This window comes from Bradyrhizobium sp. 159 (assembly GCF_023073795.1).
GTDB lineage: Bacteria > Pseudomonadota > Alphaproteobacteria > Rhizobiales > Xanthobacteraceae > Bradyrhizobium.
Genome location: NZ_JADPKE010000045.1, coordinates 1 through 1,362, shown reverse-complemented (window position 1 = coordinate 1,362; position 1,362 = coordinate 1). Strand labels below are relative to the sequence as shown.

Here is a 1,362-nt window from a genome sequence, read left to right as displayed (position 1 = left end):
TGAGCAACCGGCGACATGGGTAACAGTTCAAACCGACGACATGGGTAACACAATTCTCGTTTCGTTCAGGCCTGCTGTTGTTGGGGCTGTGGACCCTGGGGGCAACGCGCAGCGTTGTCCCCAAGGTCCACAGCGCTTTGGCGTTCTTAATTGATCCGCCCGATAAGCAATGGTGCCGAGCGTGACCGGGCCGTAGGTGACCGTTTGGCCATCCTCGGACGCCACCAAGCCTACGGGCTCGCCGGACAATGCCGCGCTGATGTAGACGAACTTGCCATCGAGCTTGATCTCTCCGTTGCGTCGGACCCAGCGAATGTCCTGATCGCCATACTCGGGGGAGCGTAGGATCCCATCGAAGCGACGCGGTGACGCTTTGTAGCGATCCGCAGGTGTAGCGTTGTCGAGAGACTCGTGTGGGCGTTCGTGGTTATAGGTGTGCTGGAACTGGCGCAGTTGCTTGATCTGCTCACGCAGGCTGCGCGCCGGTGGACTTGCCGCGTCCTGCAACAGGGTAAGATGCATGCGCTCGTGACGGCCGTTCTGCTGCGGCTTCCCGGGAGTAATGCGTTCCGGTATCACCCCAGCCTTGATCAGGTTGACCGACATTCTCGACAATCCGCCAGCGCCGACCGAGGCAAACGGAGAGCCATTGTCCGATCGCAGGTAGTGGGGAAGGCCGAACTCGCGGAAGGCCGCATCGAGCACAGGCCAGACATGCTCGGTGTCCGTTCGGGGAAGCGCCTGGCAGCGCAGAAGATAGCGACTGTATGCATCGGTGATCGTCAGTGGTTCGCATCGCTTGCCGTCACCGGTCAAGAACCAGCCCTTGAAGTCGATGCACCAGATATCGTTGGCCTCCTGGCAATCGGCAAAAGGCGCGCTCGACGGCGGTCCACGCCGTCGCAGTCGACGCTTGACCGTCAGCCCCTCTCGGTCGAACAGCTCTCCGATCGTGCTCGCCGCCGGCCAGTCCGTCTTCGGCGCGGCCCGTTCCAGATAGGCCCGCACCTTCAAAGGACCCCAAGTCGGATGCGCACGCCGCACTGCAAGGCATCGCTCAGCAATGTCGCCTGCAATCGATTGCGGGTGGTGCCGTGGAGCTCGTGAGCGATCTTCCAGGCCCGCAGGTCCTTCCGTCTCGAAACGCGTAAGCCATTTGTAGCCAATCCGGCGGCTCACGCCGAACCGCCGGCAGATCATTGCAAATGCTTCCTCGCCCTTTCGAACCGCCACCACAAACTCCATCCGCTCACTCACGGCACAGGTCTCCTTCCAAGCCATCGGCAAGCCCTCCTTGCCGAATAGTTGACCTGTTACCCATGTCGCCGGTCTAGTCTGTTACCCATGTAGCCGGTTTGGACC

At 61.2% G+C, this 1,362-nt stretch carries 1 pseudogene; it reads right to left on the bottom strand.

The features are described from left to right. Nucleotides 1-168: 168 nt before the first annotated feature. A pseudogene (locus IVA96_RS11695) lies at nt 169-1,281 on the bottom strand (IS481 family transposase); the annotation flags it as partial. Nucleotides 1,282-1,362 lie beyond the last annotated feature (81 nt).